Here is a 15168-nt window from a genome sequence, read left to right as displayed (position 1 = left end):
GCCGGCGCTCAATCCGGCGCGCCGGCCGGCCGTCCACGCCACAGCTTGCGGTAGACGGTCGCCCGGCTGATGCCCAGGGCCCGTGCCGCTTCCGCCACATTGCCGCGCGCATCGGCCACTGCCTTGCGGATCAGCGCGGTTTCCACATCGCGCAGCCGCGGGCGGGTGTCGGAAGCAGGCGCGCCCGCCGTGCCGCTGGTGCTGCTGCGCTGGGGTCGCACCTGCACCCGAAGGCCCGACCAGAGCGGCACTTCGAGCACCGCGTCGGCGCGTCGGGCCGCGTCGAACATCATGTGCAGCGGCAGCGCGAACAGGTCGTTGAAGTGCAATGCATGCTCGCTGCGCGGCAGCGGCTGGTGCAGCATCTGCCGGGCCGCCGCGTTGGCGCCCGTGACGCTGCCGGTGGCGTCGATGCACAGCAGACCCTCGGTGGCCTCGCTGTTCGTGCTGCCGGGCCACGCCAGGTGCAGCAGCAGTTCGCAGGGTTCGCGCATCACCAGCATGTTCTCGATGCTGCGCGCCGACAGGGTGGCCAGGTGGCGCAGCTCGGGTCGTTCGACCACCTGCACGCCGGTCAGGTCGAGCATGCCGATGCAGTCGCCACGGGGGCCGAACAGCGGGGCGCCGGCGCAGCTGTAGACGCCGGTGTCGTCGAAGAAATGCTCGCCACGGTGCAGCCACACCGATTCCTGCTCGGCCAGTGCGGTGCCGATGGCGCTGGTGCCGATGGCGCGCTCAGACAGGTCGACGCCGACGCGTCCGATGTCGCGTGCATACCGGCTGGCGGCGTCGGCGCCGTCAGGCAGGTTGCCCACGTCGATGACGATGCCGTCGGCATCGGTCAGTACGGCGAAATAACGGGTGTCGGCAATGGCGCGCGACAGCCGCTCTATCACCGGACGGGCCGCCGAGACCAGCGCCCGGTTGCGCTCGGCGACGTCGCGGCTGGCCGAGCGGCTCACCGGGTCGAAGCTGACTCGCTGCTGGGGCCGGCGACCGGCCTCGATGCAGCGCTGCCAGGAGCGGGTGATCCACGAATCGACGCAGGCGGCGCCGCGCGCCCGGGCGGCCGACTCGCCCTCGATCACTTCGCGGCGGGCTTGGGCAATGGCCAGGGAACGCTCAGGCGATGGCGAAACGATAGAGACGGGCATCGTGGTTTTTCGCGCGTGTGGGGCGGCTTTTCCTGGCTCGCCGGACGGCAAGCTGTTTCATTTTGAGAATTTCGCGCGGTCTGTGCAAGTGTCAAGGGTTTTGCCTAGGATAGTGCGAAAGGTCGGCATCCAAGATGCTTTTGCTGAAACAGCCATCACCTTTAACGGAGACAGCCAAATGCAGGTCGCTTTCAAGGTCAACGGCCGTCAGGTCACGGTCGACGCTCCTCCCAACACCTTCCTCGTCTACGCCATCCGGGAGCACCTCCATCTCACCGGTACCCACGTTGGCTGCGACACCGCCCAGTGCGGTGCCTGCACCGTCCACGTGAATGGCCGGGCCGTCAAATCTTGCAATGTGCTGGTAGCCCAGGCTGCCGGCGCGGACATCACCACCATCGAGGGCATTGCCGAGGCTGACGGCACCATGCACCCCATGCAGGCGGCCTTCAAGGAATGCCACGGCCTGCAGTGCGGTTTCTGCACTCCCGGCATGGTCATGAGCGCAATCGACCTGTGCACCCACCACCCCAAGTCGAGCGAGTCGGAAATCCGCGAACTGCTCGACGGCAACCTGTGCCGCTGCACGGGCTATCAGAACATCGTGAAGGCAGTGAAGATGGGCGGCGAGGCAATGGCCTCGGGCACTCCCGTCAAGACAACCGTAACGGCATGAAGGGAGCGACATCATGGGTGCTTCCGACTTCTCGAACCTGCCGCACATCGGCGAGGCGCTACGGCGCAAGGAAGACTACCGCTTCCTGACCGGCGCCGGCAACTACACCGACGACATCACGCTGGCCAACCAGAGCCATGCGGTCTTCGTGCGCTCGCCGCACGCCCACGCCGCCATCAAGTCGATCGACATTGCCGAGGCACTGAAGATGCCCGGTGTGATCGGTATCTTCAGCGGCAAGGACATCGAAGGAAAGATGGGCGGCCTGCCTTGCGGCTGGCTCATCAACAACCCCGACGGCACCCCCATGAAGGAGCCGATGCACCCGATCCTCGCGATCAAGAAGGTGCGCTACGTGGGCGACCATGTCGCGATGGTCGTGGCCGAGACGGTCGAGCAGGCCAAGAACGCGGCCGAGGCGGTGGTGGTCGATTACGACGTGCTGCCCGCGCTCGTGAGCGTGGCCGACGCGGCGAAAAAGGCCGGCGGCGCGGTGCTGCACGACGAGGCGCCCGACAACCAGTGCTACAAGTGGGCGCTGGGCGACAAGGCGGCGGTCGATGCGGTGTTCGCCAATGCCGCGCACGTCACCAAGCTCGACCTGGTCAACAACCGGTTGATTCCCAACCCCATCGAGCCGCGCGTGGCCATCGGCAGCTACAGCCGGGGCACCGACGACTACACGCTCTACGTGTCCAACCAGAACCCGCACGTCGAGCGCCTGCTGATGACGGCCTTCGTGCTGGGCCTGCCAGAGCACAAGGTGCGGGTGATAGCGCCCGACGTGGGCGGCGGCTTCGGCTCCAAGATCTTCCTGTATGCAGAAGACGTGTGCCTGACCTGGGCCGCCAAGCAGCTCAACCGCAACATCAAGTGGACGGCGGAACGCTCGGAGTGCTTCCTGTCTGACGCGCATGGCCGCGACCATGTGAGCCACGCCGAAATGGCGATGGACAAAGACGGCAAGTTCCTCGCGCTGCGCGTGCATACAGACGCCAACCTCGGCGCCTACCTGTCGACCTTCTCGACCGCGGTGCCCACCATCCTCTACGCCACGCTGCTGGCGGGCCAGTACACCACGCCGCAGATCTACGTCGAGGTCGACGCCTGGTTCACCAACACCGCGCCGGTCGACGCCTACCGCGGAGCGGGGCGGCCCGAGGCTACCTACCTGCTGGAGCGGCTGGTGTCGCGCTGCGCCTGGGAAATGAAGCTGGGGCAGGACGAGATCCGCAAGCGCAACTTCATCAGCACCTTCCCGTACCAGACGCCGGTGGCGTTGCAGTACGACACGGGCGACTTCCACGCCTGCATGGACAAGGCCCGCGTGCTGGCCGAGGTCGATGGCTTCGCGGCGCGCAAGTCGGCCACCGAGGCCAAGGGCAAGCTGCGCGGCATCGGTTACTCGAGCTACATCGAGGCTTGCGGCATTGCGCCGTCGAACATTGCCGGGGCGCTTGGCGCGCGGGCGGGCCTGTTCGAATGCGGCGAGATCCGCGTGCACCCGACCGGCAGCGTGACCGTGTTCACCGGCTCGCACAGCCACGGGCAGGGCCACGAAACCACCTTCGCGCAGGTCGTCGCGGCGCGGCTGGGCATTCCGGTCGAGAACGTCGACGTGGTGCATGGCGACACCGGCCGCGTGCCCTTCGGCATGGGCACCTACGGTTCGCGCTCCATCTCGGTGGGCGGCGCGGCCATCATGAAGGCGCTCGACAAGATCGAGACCAAGGCCAAGAAAATCGCCGCGCACCTGATGGAGGCGAGCGACGCCGACATCGAGTTCGCCAACGGCGAGTTCACGGTCAAGGGCACCGACAAGAAGATCCCCTTCGGCCAGGTGGCGCTCACGGCCTACGTGCCGCACAACTACCCGCTCGACAAGCTGGAACCGGGCCTGAACGAAACCGCCTTCTACGACCCGACCAACTTCACCTTTCCGGGCGGCACCTACATCTGCGAGGTCGAAGTCGACAAGCAGACTGGTGAAGTCAAGGTCGACCGCTTTACCGCGGTGGACGACTTCGGCACCATCATCAACCCGATGATCGTCGAGGGCCAGGTACACGGCGGGCTGGTGCAGGGCATCGGCCAGGCGCTGCTCGAAAACTGCGTCTACGACAACGAGACCGGCCAGCTGCTCACCGGCAGCTTCATGGACTACGCCATGCCACGAGCAGGCGACTTTCCGCAATTCAAGCTCGACACCGTGTGCACCCCGTGCACACACAACCCGCTCGGCACCAAGGGCTGCGGCGAGGCGGGGGCCATCGGCTCGCCGCCGGCCGTGATCAATGCGGTGCTCGATGCGCTGGCGCCATTGGGCGTCAAGGATTTCGATATGCCTGCCTCTCCCAGCCGCGTCTGGGAAGCGATGCAGGCCGTGGCCCAACACTAAAACAAAGAAGGAATCACACCATGTATGCCTTCACACTCGAACGGCCCGCCACCGTGGCCGATGCGGCCAAACTCGTTGCCGCCGGCGCCAAGCCGCTGGCGGGCGGGCAGACCCTGCTGGCTTCGATGAAGCTGCGGCTCTCGGCGCCCGAACAGCTGGTGGACCTCAGCGGCATCAAGGAGCTCACCGGCATCACGAAAAACGGCAACGCCATCACCATCGGCGCCATGTCGCGCCATCTCGACGTGGCGAACAACGCCGACGTGAAGGCCGCCTACCCGGCGCTGGCCGACCTGGCTTCGCGCATCGGCGACCGGCAGGTGCGCGCGATGGGCACCATCGGCGGCTCGGTGGCCAACAACGATCCGGCGGCGTGCTATCCCAGCGCGGTGCTTGCTTCGGGCGCGACCGTGGTCACGTCGAAGCGCGAGATTGCGGCGGACGATTTCTTCCTGGGCCTGTTCACCACGGCGCTGGAAGAAGACGAGCTGATCACCGCGATCCGCTTTCCCATTCCGAAGCGCGCCGTCTACGAAAAGCTGCGCCAGAAGGCATCCAACTTTCCGCTGGTCGGCGTGTTCCTTGCGCAATACGACAGCGGCGTGCGCGTGGCGATCACCGGCGCGGGCAACGGCGTGTTCCGCCATGCCGGGCTGGAAGACGCGCTCAACAAGAGCTTCACCGCAGCCGCCGCTGCAGCGGTGAAGATCGACGCGAGCGATCTCAACAGCGACTTGCATGCCTCGGCTGCGTACCGCGCGAACCTGATCAGCGTGCTGACCCAACGCGCCGTCACCAAGGCCCTGGGCTGAAGAGGCCGGGGCTGCCGATTGCCCACCGGAAGGCGCGATACCCTCGCGTCTTCCGCTACGCTTCGCCATGATCTTTCCGACCATCGATTCCCTTTCCGAAGCTTTGGTGCAGGCCGGCTACTTCGCCGACCGGCGGCTGGCGACGGCTGTGTTTCTTGCGCTCAAGCTGCAGCGCCCGCTGCTGCTCGAAGGCGAGCCCGGCGTCGGCAAGACTGAGCTGGCCAAAGCGCTGTCGACCGCGCTGAACCGCGAGCTGCTGCGCCTGCAGTGTTACGACGGCCTGGAGCAGCGCGAAGCGCTCTACGAATGGAACTACGCGGCGCAGTTGCTGCACATGCGCGCGGCTGAAGCCACGGGCGCGGCGCGCGACGTGGAAGCCGAGGTCTACCAGCCGCACTACCTGATCCGCCGCCCGCTGCTGCAGGCGCTGCAGACGCCGCTGCCCGGCGCCGTGCTGCTGATCGACGAGGTGGACCGCGCCGACGAGCCCTTCGAGGCCTTCCTGCTCGAATACCTGGGCGAGTACCAGGTGAGCATTCCCGAGCTGGGCACGGTGCGCGCCGTGGTGCCGCCCGTCACCATCCTCACGAGCAACCGCACGCGCGAACTCAACGATGCGGTCAAGCGCCGCTGTCTCTATCACTGGCTCGACTATCCCGAGCGAGAGCGCGAACTGGCCATCGTGCGCGCACAGGTGCCGCAGGCCGGCGAGAAGCTGTCGGCGCAGGTGTCGGCATTCGTCGCGCGGCTGCGCGAGGCGCCTTTCGTCAACGCCTTCCAACGTGCACCCGGCATCGCCGAGAGCGTCGAATGGGCGAGGGCGCTGATTGCGCTCGACACCGTCGAACTCGACCCCGAGGTGGTGGTCGACACCGCCGGCATCCTGTTCAAGCAGCGCGACGACGTGGCCGCGCTGACGCGGGAGCTGGCGTCGGACCTGCTCAAGCCCGAGGCATGACGACCACCGGTATCCAGCAACTCGGCGACGTTCGCAGCGGCAAGCTCGCCGGCAACATCACCGCCTTCGGCCGTGCGCTGCGCCGTGCCGGCGTGCGCACCGACGCCATGCGCATCGCGCTGGCTGCCGAAGCGGCCACGCTGGTAGGCGTGGAAGACAGGCTCGACCTGAGCGCCGCGATGGAAGCCGTGATGGTGAGCCGCGAGCAGGACCGCATGGTGTTCCGCGAACTCTTCGACGCTTGGTTCCGCGATCCGGAGCTGGCCAACAAGCTGCTCGCACAGATGCTGCCGAGCGCCGAAGGCAAGGCGGAGCCATCGAAGCGCCGGCCGCGCGTGCGCGAGGCGCTCACCGCACCGCGCAACCCTGCCAAGCCAGCCGAGCTGGCCAAGCCCGACCGCGAGATCGAGTTCGACGCTGCCATGACGTCGAGCGACCGCCAGCGCCTGCAGCATGCGGACTTCAACGCGCTCGGCGCTTCTGAGTACCGCCTGGTCGAGCGGCTTGCGCGCGACATCAGGCTGCCGATTCCCGAGCTGCCGTCGCGCCGTCTGCGCGTGGCTGGCGACGCGGGCCGGCAGCACGCGCGCATGCACTGGCCAGGCGTGCTGCACGAGGCGGCGCGCACGGGCGGCGAGATCCTGCGGCTGCCCAAACTGGCCCGGCGCCAGCAGCCCTTGCCGCTGCTGGTGCTGGTCGATGTGTCGGGCTCGATGGAGCGCTATGCGCGCTTGCTGCTGGCTTTCCTGCACGCCGCCACTCGCCGCGCGGGCCGGCGCGACGTGTTCGCCTTCGGCACCCGCCTGACCGACCTGACCCCCGCCTTCCGGCTCGCCGACACCGACGCCATGCTCGGCGCCGCCAGCCTCGCCATCGACGACTTCGCGGGCGGCACGCGGCTCGGCAGCTCCCTGACCGAATTGCGCCGCGCCCACACCCGCCGCCTGACCGGCCGCCGCACCCTGGTGCTGGTGATCAGTGATGGCCTCGACACCGGCGAACCGTCGCTGCTGGAGCAGGAGCTGCTGTGGCTCAAGCGCCATTCGCGCCGCCTGCTGTGGCTCAACCCCTTGCTGCGCTTCGAGGGCTACGCCCCTCTGGCGCGTGGGGCCAGTGTTCTGCACCGGCAAGCAGACGCGATGCTGGCAGTTCACAATCTCAGCGCACTCGAACAGCTCGCAGCGAGCCTGGCCGCCCTGATGCGGTCCGGCCGCTAGCGTTGCCCGGGAAGGAAGACAAAGGAAACCCACCATGGAAATGCTCGGAAACCGCCGCCTCGGCATCACCCAACAACAGGCCTGGGAAGCGCTCAACGACCCCGAGACACTGAAGAAGTGCATTCCCGGTTGCGACAAGTTCGAGCTCACGGGTGACAACCAGTACAGCGTCGCGCTCGCCGTCAAGATCGGCCCGGTGTCGGCCAAGTTCAACGGCAAGGTGATGCTGTCGGACATCGTGGCGCCCGATGGCTACAAGCTGAGCTTCGAAGGGCAGGGCGGCGTGGCAGGGTTCGCCAAGGGCTCGTCGAGTGTCTCGCTCAAGCCGGTGACGGCCGAAGCTGCACCGGCCGAGGCTGCCGTCTCGCATGAAGCCGAGGCCGCATCGTCTCCTGCCGTCCCCGGCTGCGAGCTCGACTACACCGTGCAGGCCCAGGTCGGCGGCAAGATCGCCCAGCTCGGCCAGCGTCTGATCGACGGCGCAGCCAAGTCGACCGCCGACGATTTCTTCAAGCGCTTCGAGGCCGAGATGCAGAGCCGCTACGGCCCGCCGCCCGCGCCCGTCGTGGAAGCCACCGCCGAAGCGCCTGCAGAGAAGGCCGGCATGATGTCCGGCCTCATGAAGAAGATCGGCCTCGGCAAGAAGGACGACAACAGCGACAACAAGGACGCGCCCGCCGTACCGGGCGACGCCAGCAGCTAGGAACCGGCCGCGCCATGGAAAACCTCGACGTCATGGTGCTGCGCACGCTGCGCGACTGGCGGCGTGCCGGCAAGCGCGCGCTGCTGACGACCGTTGTGCGCACCTGGGGCTCGTCGCCCCGGCCCGTGGGTTCGATCATGGCCCTGGCCGAAGACGGCGCGGTGGTCGGCTCGGTCTCGGGCGGCTGCATCGAGGACGACCTGATCGCGCGCTACAGCCACGCGCATGGCAAGGGCGAAGACGTGCCGCTGGGTGCGCCACCCGCGCTCGTGAAGTACGGCATTACCGCCGACGAGGCGCATCGTTTCGGACTGCCCTGCGGCGGCACGCTGGAGCTGCTGCTCGAATACGCGCCCGATGCCAGCTCGCTCGACCTGCTGGTCGAGCAGCTGGAACAAGGCAAGCTCATGCAGCGCACGGTGACGCTCGCCACCGGCGCGGTGCGGCTCGCCGAGGCGAAAGCCCCCGACGAGCTCACCGTGAACGACACCGAGCTCACCAACACCTTCGGCCCCGAGTACCGCATGCTGCTGATCGGCGCCGGCCAGCTGGCCGAGTACCTCGCGACGATGGCCAAGTTCAGCGGCTTTGCCGTGACGCTGTGCGACCCGCGCGCCGAGTACCGCACCGCGTGGTCGCTGCCCGGCGTGCACATCACGACCGAGATGCCCGACGACGCGGTGTTGGCCTTCAAGCCCGACCGCCGCAGCTGCGTGGTCGCGCTCACGCACGATCCCAAGCTCGACGACCTCGCGCTGCTCGAAGCACTGCAGAGCGAAGCCTTCTACGTCGGCGCCATCGGCTCGCGTCGCAATGCCGACGCGCGGCGCGACCGCATGATCGAGCACTTCGACCAGACCGAAGAATCGCTCGCGCGGCTGCGCGGGCCTATCGGCATCTACATCGGCAGCAAGACGCCGCCGGAGATCGCGGTGAGCGTGATGGCCGAGATACTGGCTGTGAAGAACGCTGTGACGCTGCCGCGTGAGGTCGAGGTGGCGCGGGCCAAGGAAATGCAGCAGTTGCAGCCGAGCTGATTTGCTTTTTTCGGGGTGCGTGCGAATGGCACAGGGTGCTCCCTTCCACCAGTGAATCAGCCCGACTTCGCCTCGGGCGGCACGTCGCCCCCCTTCTGCCGCTCACGAAACAGCGCCGCGCGCATCAAAAAGATAGTGGTGATCGGCGCCGTGAGCGCAATGAACAGCACGATCAGCACCGCATGCAGGAACAGGCTGAAGCCCTGCACCGAAAAATAGACGATGGTGGCGACCGTCATGCACCACACGCCGACCGTCGCGCCCAGCGTGGGCGCATGGATGCGGCGGAAGAAGGTGGGCAGCCGAACCAGGCCGAAAGAACCTATGGCCGCGAAGGCCGCGCCCAGTACCGCGAACACGGCGGTGATGATCTCGGCCCACAGCGGCAGTGGGCCCACGATGAAGTCCGTCATTCGATCACCTCCCCGCGCAGCAGGAACTTGGCCATGGCCGTGGAGCCGACGAAGCCGAACAGCGCGATCAGCAGCGCCGCCTCGAAGTAGACGTTGCTCGCGTAGATGATGCCGAGCACCAGCATCATCAGCATGCCGTTGATGTAGAGGCAGTCGAGCGCCATCACGCGGTCTTGTGCGCTCGGGCCGATCAGCAACCGCGAGAGCGCGCACAGCATGGCCACGGCCAGCAGGAAGAGCGCGAACTTCAGGGCCCAGAAGAGGATGGGTGTCATGACTCGAAGATCTCCATCAGGGGGCGCTCGTAGCGCTGCTTGATCAGTGCGACGAAGGCGGCTTCGTCGTCCACGTCGAACACGTGGATCAGCAGCGTGCTGCGGTCGAACGACACTTCGCCCCAGGCGGTGCCGGGCGTGAGGCACATCACCATGGCCAGCACCGCGAGCCCGTTGGGGTCGCGCATGTCGAGCGGAATCTGCACGAACTTCGAGGCGATCCGCGAGGTGCGTCGCGTGAGCAGCAGCCGGGCCACGTCGTACGCCGACTTCAGCATGTCGAAGGTCACGACGAAGGACAGCCGCAGCGCGACGCCGGGCCTGCGCATGCGTACCGCCGCCGGGCGTAGGCCCTCGGTGAGCAGCGGCACCGCGATGGCGAGGATCAGGGCCGCCAGCAGCGTGGCGGCGTCGAGCGACTGGTTGAGCAGCAGCCAGACGATGAACAGCGCGAAGGACAGCGACGGAGAAGGAATCAGGCGCTTCATGGGGCCGTGCCTTCCTTTGCTTCTTCCTTTTTCACCGGATTCGGAATCTGCCGCGCGCCCAGCACCGCGTTGCGATAGGGCGTGGGTGTCTTCAGTCCTTCAGCGGTGGCCCTGGCGTGCTGCATGACAGGCCCGGCCCACACAGTCAGCGCCACGCTGGCCGCGAGCAGCCCGGCCACCGGCAGCACTTCGAGTGCGGGCAGCGAGGGCATGGTGGGGTGGAGTTGCGTCCAGAAGTGGCGGATGCCGGTGCGGCTCAATGCAATCAGCGAGAGAAAGCCCGAGGCGATCAGCAGCGCAAGAAAGATCCAGCCGGCGGTGCCGATCGCCTTGGCGCCGAGCATGCCCGAGAGCATCGCGAACTTGCCGATGAAGCCCGACAGCGGCGGCAGGCCCGCGAGCAGCAATGTGCAGCCCATGAAGCTCAGGCCCAGGAAGGCCACGCCGGCGGGAATCGCGCGGCCGTAGAGTGCCTGCGCCTCGTCGTCGAGGTTCACGTCGTTGAGTGCGCGCAGGTCTTCGGCAAGAAAGGGCGCGTTGCCGGCCGCCTCGTGCGGCGCCACGCTCATGCCCGCGTTGCGCCAGCGCTCGATCATGTCGGTCAGCAGGAAGAAGGCGCTGACCGCGAGCGTGGAACTCAGCAGGTAGTACAGCGCGCCGGCCCACACGGCCGGCTGGCCGAGCCCGACCGCCGCGAGCAGGGTGCCCGCAGACACCAGCACGCTGAAGCCCGCGAGGTTCGACAGCCGCTGCGTGCCGACGATGCCGAGCGCCCCCCCGAACAGCGTGGCAAGGCCCACGCCAACCAGCGCCGCCTGTCCGAAGGCGGCCGAGTCGCCGGTGTCGGGCGCGAACAGCACGGTCCACAGCCGCAGGATCGTGTAGACGCCGAGCTTGGTCAGCAGCGCAAACACCGCGCCCACCGGCGACACCGATGCGCTGTAGGCCGGTACCAGCCAGAAGTTGAGCGGCCACGCGCCGGCCTTGGCGAAGAAGGCAGTCGCGAGGATGGCCGCCGCCGCGTGCACCAGGCCGCGGTCGCCCGGCGCGAGTTCGGCGATGCGCACGCCGAGATCGGCCATGTTGAGCGTGCCGGTCACGCCGTACAGGATGGCCGCGCCGATCAGGAACAGCGACGACGCAGCGAGGTTGATCGCGATGTAGTGCAGCCCCGCCTGCACGCGCAGCCGGCCCGAGCCGTGCAGCAGCAGGCCGTAGGAGGCCGCGAGCATCACCTCGAAGAAGACGAACAGGTTGAACAGGTCGCCCGTGAGGAAGGCTCCGTTCAGGCCCATGAGCTGCAGTTGCAGCAGCGGATGGAAATGCACGCCCGCGCGGTCCCAGCGCGAGGTGGAATAGATCGATGCGGCGAAGGCGATCACGCCCGTGAGCGCGACCATCATGGTCGAGAGCCGGTCGGCCACCAGCACGATGCCGAAGGGTGCACGCCAGTTGCCCGGCAGGTAGACGCCGATGGAGCCGGGGCCGCCGCCGGTGTCGGCAGCGTTCACCCAGCGCAGCAGCGCGAGCGCGGCAAGCAGGCCGACGAGACCCGAGACCACGCTCAGGGCCGACTTGGTGCGCCGCCGGTTCTCGCCCAGCAGCAGCATGAGCGCGGCCGTGAGCATGGGCACGAGGATCGGCACCGCCACCAGGTGCGGCATGCTGAACTCGAGCAGTTCGTCGAGCAGGTGGAAGATTTCTTTCACTCCGCCTCCTGCCGCTCTTCACCGTCCACGTGGTCGGTGCCGGTGAGGCCGCGCGAGGCGAGCATCACAACGAGGAACAGCGCCGTCATCGCAAAGCCGATCACGATGGCAGTCAGCACGAGGGCTTGAGGCATCGGGTCGGCCGTATTGGCCAGCGTGGAGGTGAGGCCTTTGATGAGCACCGGCTCGCTGTCGACCTTGAGCCGGCCCATGCTGAAGATGAAGAGGTTGACCGCGTAAGAGATCAGCGTTAGGCCCATGATGACCTGGAAGGTGCGAGGGCGCAGCAGCATGTACACGCCAGAGCCGGTGAGCACGCCGATGGCGAGTGCGAGCACGATTTCCATCAGCTGGCTCCCCCGGCGGCGACAGCAGCTGCGGCGGCTTCGGCTTCTTTTTCGGCCTGCTCGTCGGCCCAGCGGTGGCTTCGTATCGACTGGTGGGCCAGCGCGGTGAGGATCAGCATGGTGGCGCCGAGCACCAGCGCGAACACGCCGATGTCGAAGAAGAGGGCGCTGGGCACGTGCACCTCGCCCAGCAGCGGCAGATGCAGGTGTGCGGTGTGCGTGGTCAGGAAGGGATAGCCGAAGAACACCGCGCCGCCGCCGGTGGCCAGCGCCAGCAGCAGGCCGATGGCGATCCAGCGGCGCGGGTAGATGCGCAGATGCTCTTCCACCCATTCGGTGCCCGAGACGATGAACTGCAGCACCAGCGCGACCGACATCACCAGCCCCGCGACGAAGCCGCCGCCCGGCGCGTTGTGGCCGCGCATGAAGAAGTAGACCGACACCAGCGCCGCCAGCGGCAGCACCAGCCGCACCAGCACGGCCGGCACCATGAGGTAGCCCACAGCGGTGTCCTTGGCGCGGCGCGGGTTCAGCAGGTCGCTGCTGCCGTCGTCGACCTGCAGGCGCTGCTGGACCGGCAGGGCCATCGATTCGATCGCGGGGCGGAAGCGCCGCAGCAGCGCATACACCGTGAGCGCGACCACGCCGAGCACGGTGATCTCGCCGAAGGTGTCGAAGCCGCGGAAGTCGACCAGCATCACGTTGACCACGTTGGTGCCGCCACCCTCGGTGAGCGCGTGTTCGAGGAAGAAGGGCGAGATGCTCTGCGGGAAGTTGCGCGTCATCATGGCCCACGCCAGCGCCGCCATGCCGCCGCCGGCGACGGTGGCCACCAGCAGGTCGCGCCCGCGCCGGCCCCACGGTCGCAGCCGCGCGCGTGCAGGTTGAATGACGTCCTTGCTGCGCATCGGCAGCCAGCGCAGGCCGAGCAGGATCAGCACCGTGGTCACGGCCTCGACCACCAGTTGGGTCAACGCGAGGTCGGGTGCCGAGAACCAGATGTAGGTCACGCAAGAGACCAGCCCCGCGCCCGAGGCCAGCATCAGTGCCGCGAGCCGGTGGAACTTGGCCTGCCATGCGGCGGCCAGCGCGCAGGTACCGCCGATGATCCAGGTCATGGCGAACATCGGCGAGAAGGGCAAAAGCTCGCGCGTGCCGGGTGCGGCGGGCGTGGCCCACAGGGAAGCCGCGGCGCCCGCCACGGCCGCGACTACCAGCAGCAGCAACTGCCACTGCAGCCGGCGCGTGCCGAACAGGCGGCGGCTGCGCCGGCCCGCTTCGCTCAGCAGCGCGAGCAGGTGCTCGAAGATGACCTGGCCGTCGAAGCGATGCAGCAGCGGCGTGTGCTCGAGGCCGCCGCTCGCGCGACGACGGCGCTGCAGCAGGTACAGCGCGGCGCCGCCCACCAGCGCGACGAAGCTCATCAGCAGCGGCAGGTTGAAGCCATGCCACACCGCCAGGCTGTATTCGGGCAGCGCGCCGCCGACGACCGGCGTGGCGGCCGCCGCCAGCATCGGGCCGACCGACCACGCTGGCACCACACCCACCACCAGGCACAGAAGCACCAGCAGTTCGACCGGCACGCGCATCCAGTGCGGCGGCTCGTGCGGGTGCTTGGGCACCTCGTCGCCGCAGGGCGGGCCGAAGAACACGTCGAACACGAAGCGCGCCGAATACGCCACGCTGAAGATGCCCGCGATGGTGGCGATGACCGGCAGGCTGAAGTCGACCCACGGCGTCGACTGGATGAACACCGTCTCGGCGAAGAACATTTCCTTCGAGAGAAAGCCGTTGAGCAGCGGCACGCCGGCCATCGAAGCGCTGGCGATGATGGCCAGCGTGCCCGTGATGGGCATGAGCCGCATCAGCCCGCTGAGCTTGCGGATGTCGCGCGTGCCGGTCTCGTGGTCGATGATGCCGGCCGCCATGAACAGCGACGCCTTGAAGGTCGCGTGGTTCATTACATGGAACACCGCCGCCACGGCCGCGAGCGGGCTGTTCAGGCCCAGCAGCAGCGTGATGAGCCCGAGGTGCGAGATGGTCGAGTAGGCCAGCAGCGCCTTCAGGTCGCGCTGGAACATGGCGATGAAGCCGCCGAGCAGCAGCGTGACGGCGCCCGCGCCGCCCACCATCCAGAACCACTGCTCGGTGCCCGAGAGCACGGGCCACAGCCGCGCCATCAGGAACACGCCGAGCTTCACCATCGTGGCCGAGTGCAGGTAGGCCGACACCGGCGTGGGCGCGGCCATGGCGCGCGGCAGCCAGAAGTGGAACGGGAACTGCGCGCTCTTGGTGAAGGCGCCGAGCAGCACCAGCACCAGTGCGACCGGGTACAGCGCGTGCGCTCGGATGAGGTCGCCCGAGGCCAGCACCACGTCGAGCTCGTAGCTGCCGACGATGCGGCCGAGCACCAGCACGCCGGCCAGCAGGCACAGCCCGCCAGCGCCGGTGACGGTGAGCGCCATGCGCGCACCGCGCCGCGCGTCGCGGCGGTGGTGCCAGTAGCCGATGAGCAGGAAGGAGAAGAGGCTGGTGAGCTCCCAGAACAGCACCATCTGAATGAGGTTGCCCGAGAGCACCACGCCCATCATCGCGCCCATGAACGCGAGGAAGAACGAGAAGAAGCGCGGCACCGGATCGGAGGCCGACATGTAGTAGCGCGCATAGAGCACCACCAGCGCGCCGATGCCCAGCACCAGCATGCAGAACAGCCATGCGAAGCCATCCAGGCGGAACACGAGGTTCAGGCCGAGGGCCGGCAGCCATTCGATTTCTTGCCGCAGCACGTTGCCGTGCGCGATCTGCGGGAAGAACCATGCGACCTGGATGGCGCAGCCCAGCGCGACCAGCCCCGCCAGCGTCGACTCCCTGTTGCGTGCGTTGGAAGGCATCAACGCGGCCAGCACGCTGGCAATGAAGGGGAGGGCGATGAGAAAGACCAGGGGCATTGCGGGCAATTCTATCGACCGACCCTATGGAAG

Annotated in this window: 14 protein-coding genes; 7 read left to right on the top strand and 7 right to left on the bottom strand. The window is 67.7% G+C overall.

The annotated features are described in order from the left end of the window. Positions 1-8: 8 nt before the first annotated feature. Positions 9-1154 carry a helix-turn-helix domain-containing protein gene (locus BMW87_RS06485; protein WP_093075305.1) on the bottom strand — a complete coding sequence of 382 codons (1146 nt, stop codon included), beginning with the start codon at positions 1152-1154 and terminating at the stop codon, positions 9-11. 178 nt (positions 1155-1332) lie between these two features. Between BMW87_RS06485 and BMW87_RS06480 the strand changes: the two genes are divergently transcribed. The 7 genes from BMW87_RS06480 (at position 1333) to BMW87_RS06450 (ending at position 8955) form a co-directional block, all read left to right on the top strand. Then, positions 1333-1830: a (2Fe-2S)-binding protein gene (locus BMW87_RS06480; protein WP_093050034.1), complete on the top strand. Its 498-nt coding sequence runs from the start codon at positions 1333-1335 to the stop codon at positions 1828-1830. 13 nt (positions 1831-1843) lie between these two features. Then, the gene (locus BMW87_RS06475) at positions 1844-4228 is read left to right on the top strand and encodes a xanthine dehydrogenase family protein molybdopterin-binding subunit (protein ID WP_093050036.1); all 2385 of its coding nucleotides are present in this window, start codon (positions 1844-1846) and stop codon (positions 4226-4228) included. Positions 4229-4248: 20 nt separating this feature from the next. Next, positions 4249-5040: an FAD binding domain-containing protein gene (locus tag BMW87_RS06470; protein ID WP_093050039.1), complete on the top strand. Its 792-nt coding sequence runs from the start codon at positions 4249-4251 to the stop codon at positions 5038-5040. A 67-nt stretch (positions 5041-5107) separates the two neighbouring features. After that, positions 5108-5998, top strand: a complete 891-nt coding sequence (locus tag BMW87_RS06465; protein ID WP_093050042.1) for an AAA family ATPase — start codon at positions 5108-5110, stop codon at positions 5996-5998. Beyond that, the gene (locus BMW87_RS06460; RefSeq protein WP_093075302.1) at positions 5995-7215 is read left to right on the top strand and encodes a vWA domain-containing protein; all 1221 of its coding nucleotides are present in this window, start codon (positions 5995-5997) and stop codon (positions 7213-7215) included. Before BMW87_RS06465 ends, BMW87_RS06460 begins: the two co-directional genes overlap by 4 nt. Before the next feature lie 34 nt (positions 7216-7249). Next, the gene (locus tag BMW87_RS06455; protein ID WP_093075300.1) at positions 7250-7918 is read left to right on the top strand and encodes an SRPBCC family protein; all 669 of its coding nucleotides are present in this window, start codon (positions 7250-7252) and stop codon (positions 7916-7918) included. A gap of 14 nt (positions 7919-7932) precedes the next feature. Beyond that, positions 7933-8955 carry an XdhC family protein gene (locus BMW87_RS06450; RefSeq protein ID WP_093075297.1) on the top strand — a complete coding sequence of 341 codons (1023 nt, stop codon included), beginning with the start codon at positions 7933-7935 and terminating at the stop codon, positions 8953-8955. A 56-nt stretch (positions 8956-9011) separates the two neighbouring features. Here the strand turns inward: BMW87_RS06450 and mnhG are convergent, their stop codons facing one another. The 6 genes from mnhG to BMW87_RS06420 are packed head-to-tail and all read right to left on the bottom strand — an operon-like array spanning position 9012 to position 15135. Continuing rightward, entirely contained in the window at positions 9012-9368 is a 357-nt protein-coding gene (gene mnhG / locus BMW87_RS06445) for a monovalent cation/H(+) antiporter subunit G (protein ID WP_093050066.1), read from the bottom strand. Next, entirely contained in the window at positions 9365-9643 is a 279-nt protein-coding gene (locus tag BMW87_RS06440; RefSeq protein ID WP_093050069.1) for a K+/H+ antiporter subunit F, read from the bottom strand. The genes mnhG and BMW87_RS06440 overlap by 4 nt, the downstream gene beginning before the upstream one ends. Beyond that, positions 9640-10131 carry a Na+/H+ antiporter subunit E gene (locus BMW87_RS06435; protein ID WP_093075295.1) on the bottom strand — a complete coding sequence of 164 codons (492 nt, stop codon included), beginning with the start codon at positions 10129-10131 and terminating at the stop codon, positions 9640-9642. The genes BMW87_RS06440 and BMW87_RS06435 overlap by 4 nt, the downstream gene beginning before the upstream one ends. Continuing rightward, the gene (locus tag BMW87_RS06430; RefSeq protein WP_093076046.1) at positions 10128-11795 is read right to left on the bottom strand and encodes a monovalent cation/H+ antiporter subunit D; all 1668 of its coding nucleotides are present in this window, start codon (positions 11793-11795) and stop codon (positions 10128-10130) included. The genes BMW87_RS06435 and BMW87_RS06430 overlap by 4 nt, the downstream gene beginning before the upstream one ends. A gap of 41 nt (positions 11796-11836) precedes the next feature. Beyond that, positions 11837-12187, bottom strand: a complete 351-nt coding sequence (locus tag BMW87_RS06425) for a Na+/H+ antiporter subunit C (protein ID WP_093050075.1) — start codon at positions 12185-12187, stop codon at positions 11837-11839. Continuing rightward, positions 12187-15135, bottom strand: a complete 2949-nt coding sequence (locus BMW87_RS06420; RefSeq protein ID WP_093075293.1) for a monovalent cation/H+ antiporter subunit A — start codon at positions 15133-15135, stop codon at positions 12187-12189. Before BMW87_RS06420 ends, BMW87_RS06425 begins: the two co-directional genes overlap by 1 nt. Positions 15136-15168: the final 33 nt, after the last annotated feature.

The sequence above is a fragment of the Variovorax sp. OV084 genome (genome assembly GCF_900111625.1).
Lineage (GTDB): Bacteria > Pseudomonadota > Gammaproteobacteria > Burkholderiales > Burkholderiaceae_C > Variovorax.
The sequence above is the reverse complement of the archived record's forward strand: the minus strand, read 5'-3'. Positions and strand labels throughout refer to the sequence as shown.

What these genes read in the sequence shown, in the direction of transcription:
- BMW87_RS06470 (WP_093050039.1), top strand. Translation starts at nt 4,249, where the DNA reads ATGTATGCCTTCACACTCGAACGGCCCGCCACCGTGGCCGATGCGGCC.
- BMW87_RS06450 (WP_093075297.1), top strand. Translation starts at nt 7,933, where the DNA reads ATGGAAAACCTCGACGTCATGGTGCTGCGCACGCTGCGCGACTGGCGG.
- BMW87_RS06460 (WP_093075302.1), top strand. Translation starts at nt 5,995, where the DNA reads ATGACGACCACCGGTATCCAGCAACTCGGCGACGTTCGCAGCGGCAAG.
- BMW87_RS06455 (WP_093075300.1), top strand. Translation starts at nt 7,250, where the DNA reads ATGGAAATGCTCGGAAACCGCCGCCTCGGCATCACCCAACAACAGGCC.
- BMW87_RS06485 (WP_093075305.1), bottom strand. Translation starts at nt 1,154, where the DNA reads ATGCCCGTCTCTATCGTTTCGCCATCGCCTGAGCGTTCCCTGGCCATT.
- BMW87_RS06475 (WP_093050036.1), top strand. Translation starts at nt 1,844, where the DNA reads ATGGGTGCTTCCGACTTCTCGAACCTGCCGCACATCGGCGAGGCGCTA.
- BMW87_RS06425 (WP_093050075.1), bottom strand. Translation starts at nt 12,187, where the DNA reads ATGGAAATCGTGCTCGCACTCGCCATCGGCGTGCTCACCGGCTCTGGC.
- BMW87_RS06430 (WP_093076046.1), bottom strand. Translation starts at nt 11,795, where the DNA reads ATGCCGCACCTGGTGGCGGTGCCGATCCTCGTGCCCATGCTCACGGCC.
- BMW87_RS06435 (WP_093075295.1), bottom strand. Translation starts at nt 10,131, where the DNA reads ATGAAGCGCCTGATTCCTTCTCCGTCGCTGTCCTTCGCGCTGTTCATC.
- BMW87_RS06480 (WP_093050034.1), top strand. Translation starts at nt 1,333, where the DNA reads ATGCAGGTCGCTTTCAAGGTCAACGGCCGTCAGGTCACGGTCGACGCT.
- BMW87_RS06440 (WP_093050069.1), bottom strand. Translation starts at nt 9,643, where the DNA reads ATGACACCCATCCTCTTCTGGGCCCTGAAGTTCGCGCTCTTCCTGCTG.
- BMW87_RS06420 (WP_093075293.1), bottom strand. Translation starts at nt 15,135, where the DNA reads ATGCCCCTGGTCTTTCTCATCGCCCTCCCCTTCATTGCCAGCGTGCTG.
- mnhG (WP_093050066.1), bottom strand. Translation starts at nt 9,368, where the DNA reads ATGACGGACTTCATCGTGGGCCCACTGCCGCTGTGGGCCGAGATCATC.
- BMW87_RS06465 (WP_093050042.1), top strand. Translation starts at nt 5,108, where the DNA reads ATGATCTTTCCGACCATCGATTCCCTTTCCGAAGCTTTGGTGCAGGCC.